The organism is Colwellia sp. MB3u-41 (assembly GCF_014076845.1).
In the GTDB taxonomy this organism is placed as follows: Bacteria; Pseudomonadota; Gammaproteobacteria; order Enterobacterales; family Alteromonadaceae; genus Colwellia_A.
The window spans coordinates 1-6154 of record NZ_JACGUT010000057.1; the positions used below are offsets into that span (position 1 = coordinate 1).

Genomic DNA, 6154 nt, shown 5'->3' on the forward strand with positions numbered 1-6154 from the left:
TGGTTGAATATCTTGATCAAAATGAAGTCTACTCATGAGTAATACCTTTAGTTGTACTATGTATGGCACTAAGTATAGTTAAAACTAGATGTAAGTACAAGACTTTGAACTTGAGTTATAACGCCTTACTAAGCGGCGCGAAATTGTTGGCTAAAATTGCGAGGAACGAAGCTAGCCAACTGTTTAGCGTCCGTTTGAGTAACTTGTTATATGCCGCTAACTATATACTCCCCAAGATTCACAAACACCACCAAATTGACGCATTAAGGTAGATATGTTTTCTTGAGTTGAAATTACAAGTTGATAAGTAAGAACCGAGTTAATAGTAAATAAAGCATAACCATCACTATCCTCTTCAGGTTCGTACAATTCCACGTTATCGTGATGCTGTTTAAGCAACTCCATTGCTTCAGGTTTTGGTGGCCAAGTTTCAAAATCAACATTGAAATCTATCTCAACAGTTTGAGTAAAATCAAAACCTGTTTCGACTAACCTACGTAATACATCTCCATCTGAATTATTTGGCCAGTTCACCACGATCTCCTAGGCATATAACGCCCTATTAAGCGGCGAAAAATTGTTGGCTAAAATTGCGAGGAACGAAGCTAGCCAACTGTTTAGCGTCCGTCTTGAATAGCTTGTTAGGCTTTTGGTTATTAAATAGGCCAACTCTTATTTTTAGGAAATATTAGTAAGCTGCTTTCATTTTTCCAAACTACAAACTTTTGGTATGGACCACCGTGCATGGATTTTATCTGTTTATAATAGTACTCAATAACGATTCTTGTATATGTTGTGTTATTGGAAGTTATTTTAGAAAGTTTAGAAATAGTAAAGTTATTTGTATTAATAAGTATCTTAGGATATTTATCACTTAACTCATCCAAAATTAAATTTAACTCAGAAAGCGTTATACCTACATCGAAATGATAAATCTCCCCTTCCACGTTTTTTTGTACAACAAATTCAGGCTCTGTTTTTTCTCTTGGAAGAGAAGAGATGGAGTTAATAGTTGTACATCCTAAGCAAAATATTAAAACGAACAACATCATAATAACTCGGTACATGCAGATTCCTTTGAAGCCTAACGCCCCATTAAGAGGCTTTTAATTGTTGGTTATAATGTGTAGCGAAGCGGAACCTAACCAACTGTTAAAAGTCCTGCTTGAATGGCTTGTTATATTTTATTTACACGATATTTCAACCGTTTTTGGGTACCAAATTGGTCCCAACATATTTACTGCACCACTAGCCAAACCATTTATAAAAGTTAATTCGGTTTTTACTGATGCCCAAGGCGTGTTACCACATTCTTTTTGGAGGTCTACAACTGGCGAGCCCTCATATAAAGAAAGGGCGAAGTTATGATGCCATAATTGAGTGGTTTGATTAGATTTAACTTGATCGCCTTTATCAAAATGGATTGTTGAACAACCGGAAAAAAAAGTAAGACATAAAACGCTTAATAGTATATTTTTCATTATGACTCTTCCTTAGGACACCAAATTTTTACTGTATGAGGTGCATAAATACCTAGTGTAATTAATGCTAAAAGACCATCAGAAAATGTTTGTTGTGATTGCATTTGCAATGGTTCATTTTTGTTACAAACTTTCAGAACATCAACACGATGTTCTCCAGATAGCCCCCATAAATAAAATGGTTTTGAATCCAGGAATGTGGGTTTATTGACAAGTTTATTTTGCCCTTCTGGTTTTATAGTAACCGTTGAACAAGCAGTGATCCCCACTAAAAGTACACTTAAAATTAAACTATTTTTTTTCATAATTATTCCATATGATGATTTAAAATATAACGCCCCCGTTAAGCGGCTAAAAATTATTGACTAAATAACTTAGAGTATAATAACTAGAGTTGAACTTTAAAATGTTCGATTAATGTTGGAGAAATGTAAAAATGTGTAAGATATACCTGACGCGACCAAAAAATATAACGCCTTACTAAGCGGCGATAAATTGTTGGCTAAAATTGCGAGGAACGAAGCTAGCCAACTGTTTAGCGTCCGTTTGAGTAACTTGTTATGTGCCGACTATTTAGGATTTGGCTTTATAGCGTTCGATACATCAGTATATGCTGAACCATCACCTAATGGTGATAAAGAAATATTTACGAACGTTTCCCCAAATTTACTTTTAAATTTCCAAAGCTCAAATTGATCCATTTCTGATTCCGTGTATTGCGAAATTAAAGAGATCATCAAAGAGAATTGAGCATCAGTCATTTTGTTTTTATTAGACATCCGTAATTCCATTTAAACTTCATAGTGCACATAACGCCACATTAAGCGGCAAAAAATTGTTGGCTAAAATGTGAAAGGAGTGAAACAGCCAACTGTTTTTTGTCCGTTTGAATGCCTTGTTATGCGATTTTTAGATTACCATAAACCGCATAATTTATATAAATATTAAAAACATAAAATGCACATTTAAAAACCACAGCATTGCGACACACCAAACCGTGAATTTTAAGCCACAAATCAAAAGTGAATTTACCACTTACCTGCTTTGGCGAAAAACTATTTAACCAAAAACTGAAATAGATTTAATTACACGTAAATAACCAAGATAAAGAAAAGGCAACTACCACAATTACATTTAATTGAATTCGCAATGCCGCATAACGCCACATTAAGCGGCAAAAAATTGTTGGCTAAAATGTTGAACGAAGTGAAAACAGCCAACTGTTTTTTGTCCGTTTGAATGCCTTGTTATAAGGTTGTTTACAACACAAACAAGACGTCGCCTTTTTCCATAAACACGTACAGTAAAATACCAAAGATAGATATTAATGCACCAGCGAGTCTAGCACTTGTTCCCTCTAAAGATTTAGTTTGAGAAGAAGTGAGTTTTGTACGAGAGCCTGATTGACCATTAGTGATACCAAACTCGACATCCATTTTACCAATATAAACAAATCTAGCACCGACTAAGAAAAATGCGATGCCAATAATCAACTCCAATGTGACTTCCATATCAAAACCTTATAACGCCCCATTAAGAGGCTTTTAATTGTTGGTTATAATGTGAAGCGAAGCGGAACCTAACCAACTGTTAAAAGTCCTGCTTGAATGGCTTGTTATATACCGATTTCACAAATCCTGAAGCCAACTCTCTTGTTCTTCGGTGTCTTGTACTTTAACACCCCGAGCCTCTGAAATTAAAGATAAAGCTTCATTTGAATTTATGCCCGATTTAACAAGGATAGCACCCGCAATAATACCTGTACGACCGATACCTGCTCGACAATGAATGACAACGTGCTTTCCTTTATTTATCTCTGAATATAACTCTTCAGCTAAAGTTATTGCTTTAGGAGTATTCGGTAAACCACGATCAGGGATAGGAAAAGAAATAAACTCAATATCGTGTTTATGACAAAGCGACATTTCTAAAGCTAAGCCAACCTCTCTTTCTTCACCTTTCTCAAGTAACGAAACAACTTTATTTACGCCTAACCTTTTTAGCCCACTAAATTCATCATCTATCCATTCACCAGAAACAGGTTTAGCCATAACTGATAATTTACCTTCAGAGAATTCTTTCACAAGATATATAGTTGGAAGCATAATTTCCTTAGGTATATAACGCCCCAATAAGGGGCTAAAAATTGTTTGCTAAAATGTTGAGGAACGAAACAGCAAACTGTTTTTAGTCCCGCTTGATTGGCTTGTTATACGTTTGATCTACTTAACTATTTTATTACAAGCACTTATTACATCAGTTTTATAATACTCTATATATTCAGCTAGTTCTTTATCTGATTTAGCAAGAAACTCAGCGGAACATTTTGCTCTAACATGACTTAAAGGCAGATGATCTAGTTCAGAAGATAGTAAAGCAAAAATACGATACTCACTTTCCCAACATTGCTCGTATAACTCGTTACCTATATAACATAGAGCCGTTACGTGATCTAAATAATCAGCGTCACTTTTTAATAACTTATTCGCAAGTTTAATTGCTTCTTCGGACATGTAATTTACACCAAATTTTAGAAACGTATAACGCCCCATTAAGAGGCAAATAATGGTTGGCTAAAATAAGCGACGAAGGAGCAAATAGCCAACTGTTATTTGTCCTGCTTGAATGGCTTGTTATGTTTAAATTACACCAATCAGTAAATTAGCTGGTTAAATGGTGATGTAAAGAAAGTAATGCCAACACTAAAGCTATTATGCCTACGAAGATCAATAGTCCTTTAAAGTCAAAATTACGAACATTATGGTTACATACAGGGCAAACAAAACCAGATCTATTCATTGCGATCTTTATTTCTTTAGGCACCATATGAGTTTTGCATTTTTTACAATTAGCCATTAATAGAGTCACACTTTGATTGAAACATAACGCCCATATTAAGCGGCAAATAATTGTTGGCTAAAATGTTGAACGAAGTGAAAACAGCCAACTGTTATTTGTCCGTTTGAATTGCTTGTTAGGTGAAGTTTATTTGTAAATACAAAACCTTAAAGCAAACACTAAAAGTTAATATTACATTCGCCACTTTATAAACACAACTGCTAGATTTTGAGCCACAACACCAAAATTTTATAAGCAAATACGCAAGGACATTTTGTATTTAATAATGCCCGCAGACGTTATTTGCGAAAGTGACGTAGAACTTGGCGAAACACACTGAAACCACTTTTATTAAACACAAACACAGAACAAAAATTGGCAAATACTTTTAACAATTAAAACGAAGTGGCGATTACACCTAACGCCACATTAAGCGGCAAAAAATTGTTGGCTAAAATGTTGAACGAAGTGAAAACAGCCAACTGTTTTTTGTCCGTTTGAATGCCTTGTTATAAGGTTGTTTACAACACAAACAAGACGTCACCTTTTTCCATAAACACGTACAGTAAAATACCAAAGATAGATATTAATGCACCAGCTAGTCTAGCACTTGTTCCCTCTAAAGATTTAGTTTGAGAAGAAGTGAATTTTGTACGAGTGCCTGATTGACCATTAGTGATACCAAACTCGACATCCATTTTACCAATATAAACAAATCTAGCACCGACTAAGAAAAATGCGATGCCAATAATTAACTCTAATGTGACTTCCATATCAAAACCTTATAACGCCCATATTAAGCGGCAAAAATTAGTTGGCTAAAATGTTGAACGAAGTGAAAACAGCCAACTTTTTTTTGTCCGTTTGAATTGCTTGTTAGGTTAAATTTATTATAAAACCAGTTAGTTAAAGCAAACTTCGAAACTTAATATAACCGCACCACGGCTAAATACCAAACCATTATTTTGAGCCATTACACAAAAGTAGTTTTAGCGCACAACACAAATGTTATTGCTGGACTCTTGACAATGATTCGCGACATTTAACAAACGTTTCGGCGAAAATCCACGAAACTGAACAACCACCAATCCAATATTAAAAAAACGAAAGTTGGTTAACAATAAAAACCGAAAAGTGGTGCCACCTAACGCCACGTTAAGCGGCAAAAAATTGTTGGCTAAAATGTGAACGGAGTGAAACAGCCAACTGTTTTTTGTCCGTTTGAACGCCTTGTTATAAGGCACTTCTACAGTATTCACGTTTTGGATCGTGAGGCCTAATATTACAACCACTAGTAAAAGAATACTTTTTACCCAAGTCTGTTGTTAACTCTACAGTACAAGTCATAGGATTACCTAGTGCTGAGCCAAAAAAGTGATATTTATCTTGGTATTCCGCGTCAAATTTAAAGATGATTTTAGCTTCTTTTAACCAAGCCATCCAAATACCATTTTTATGTGCATTATTAGTAATAATATTAAAGTAAGAAGTATGTAATTCAAAAAATTCGTGTGTATCTGGGTAGATGCAATTTTCAATAATATTGAAGGTGATTTCTTGGCAGTTTTTTTGTATAGCAAAAGAATACAATTGGCCTATAGCCCAGTAGCCTAAATAATCATTATTACGACTTAAGCTCCATTGAACTAAATTATGCGCAATTCCCCTAAACTGACTTCTGCGCGCCATACTCTAATGCCTTATAACGCCTTGCTAAGCGGAAAATAATGGTTGGCTATAATCGCGAAGCGATGGCCAACTGTTATTTTTCCGTTTGAGCAACTTGTTATATGCAGAGAACGTTGAATCAAACTCTGCACGAACTTAAGTTACCC

General features: G+C 35.0%; 10 protein-coding genes. All 10 read right to left on the minus strand.

Going from position 1 to position 6154, the window contains the following annotated elements; all coding sequences use genetic code 11:
* Window positions 1–216 precede the first annotated feature (216 nt).
* The 10 genes from H4J73_RS05595 to H4J73_RS05640 all read right to left on the minus strand — a co-directional run bounded on the left by H4J73_RS05595 (window position 217) and on the right by H4J73_RS05640 (window position 6008).
* A complete protein-coding gene (locus tag H4J73_RS05595; RefSeq protein ID WP_310649673.1) occupies window positions 217–537 on the minus strand; it encodes a ribonuclease E inhibitor RraB in 321 nt (106 codons plus the stop codon).
* 119 nt (window positions 538–656) lie between these two features.
* Window positions 657–1067, minus strand: coding sequence for a hypothetical protein (locus tag H4J73_RS05600; RefSeq protein WP_182223113.1), 411 nt, complete (start codon window positions 1065–1067; stop codon window positions 657–659).
* A gap of 117 nt (window positions 1068–1184) precedes the next feature.
* Window positions 1185–1481 carry a Bor/Iss family lipoprotein gene (locus tag H4J73_RS05605; protein ID WP_182181691.1) on the minus strand — a complete coding sequence of 99 codons (297 nt, stop codon included), beginning with the start codon at window positions 1479–1481 and terminating at the stop codon, window positions 1185–1187.
* On the minus strand, window positions 1481–1786 hold the full coding sequence (locus H4J73_RS05610; RefSeq protein WP_182181690.1) for a Bor family protein: 306 nt from the start codon (window positions 1784–1786) through the stop codon (window positions 1481–1483). Before H4J73_RS05610 ends, H4J73_RS05605 begins: the two co-directional genes overlap by 1 nt.
* A gap of 264 nt (window positions 1787–2050) precedes the next feature.
* On the minus strand, window positions 2051–2260 hold the full coding sequence (locus tag H4J73_RS05615; RefSeq protein ID WP_182250270.1) for a hypothetical protein: 210 nt from the start codon (window positions 2258–2260) through the stop codon (window positions 2051–2053).
* 480 nt (window positions 2261–2740) lie between these two features.
* Window positions 2741–2992: a hypothetical protein gene (locus tag H4J73_RS05620; protein ID WP_182223111.1), complete on the minus strand. Its 252-nt coding sequence runs from the start codon at window positions 2990–2992 to the stop codon at window positions 2741–2743.
* Between the two features lie 117 nt (window positions 2993–3109).
* A complete protein-coding gene (locus H4J73_RS05625) occupies window positions 3110–3586 on the minus strand; it encodes a dual specificity protein phosphatase family protein (protein WP_182223110.1) in 477 nt (158 codons plus the stop codon).
* Between the two features lie 117 nt (window positions 3587–3703).
* Window positions 3704–3994 (minus strand): hypothetical protein, encoded by a 291-nt coding sequence (locus H4J73_RS05630; RefSeq protein ID WP_182223109.1) that lies wholly within the window; start codon window positions 3992–3994, stop codon window positions 3704–3706.
* Between the two features lie 846 nt (window positions 3995–4840).
* Window positions 4841–5092 (minus strand): hypothetical protein, encoded by a 252-nt coding sequence (locus H4J73_RS05635; RefSeq protein WP_182223108.1) that lies wholly within the window; start codon window positions 5090–5092, stop codon window positions 4841–4843.
* Between the two features lie 460 nt (window positions 5093–5552).
* Window positions 5553–6008 (minus strand): hypothetical protein, encoded by a 456-nt coding sequence (locus H4J73_RS05640; protein WP_182223107.1) that lies wholly within the window; start codon window positions 6006–6008, stop codon window positions 5553–5555.
* Window positions 6009–6154 lie beyond the last annotated feature (146 nt).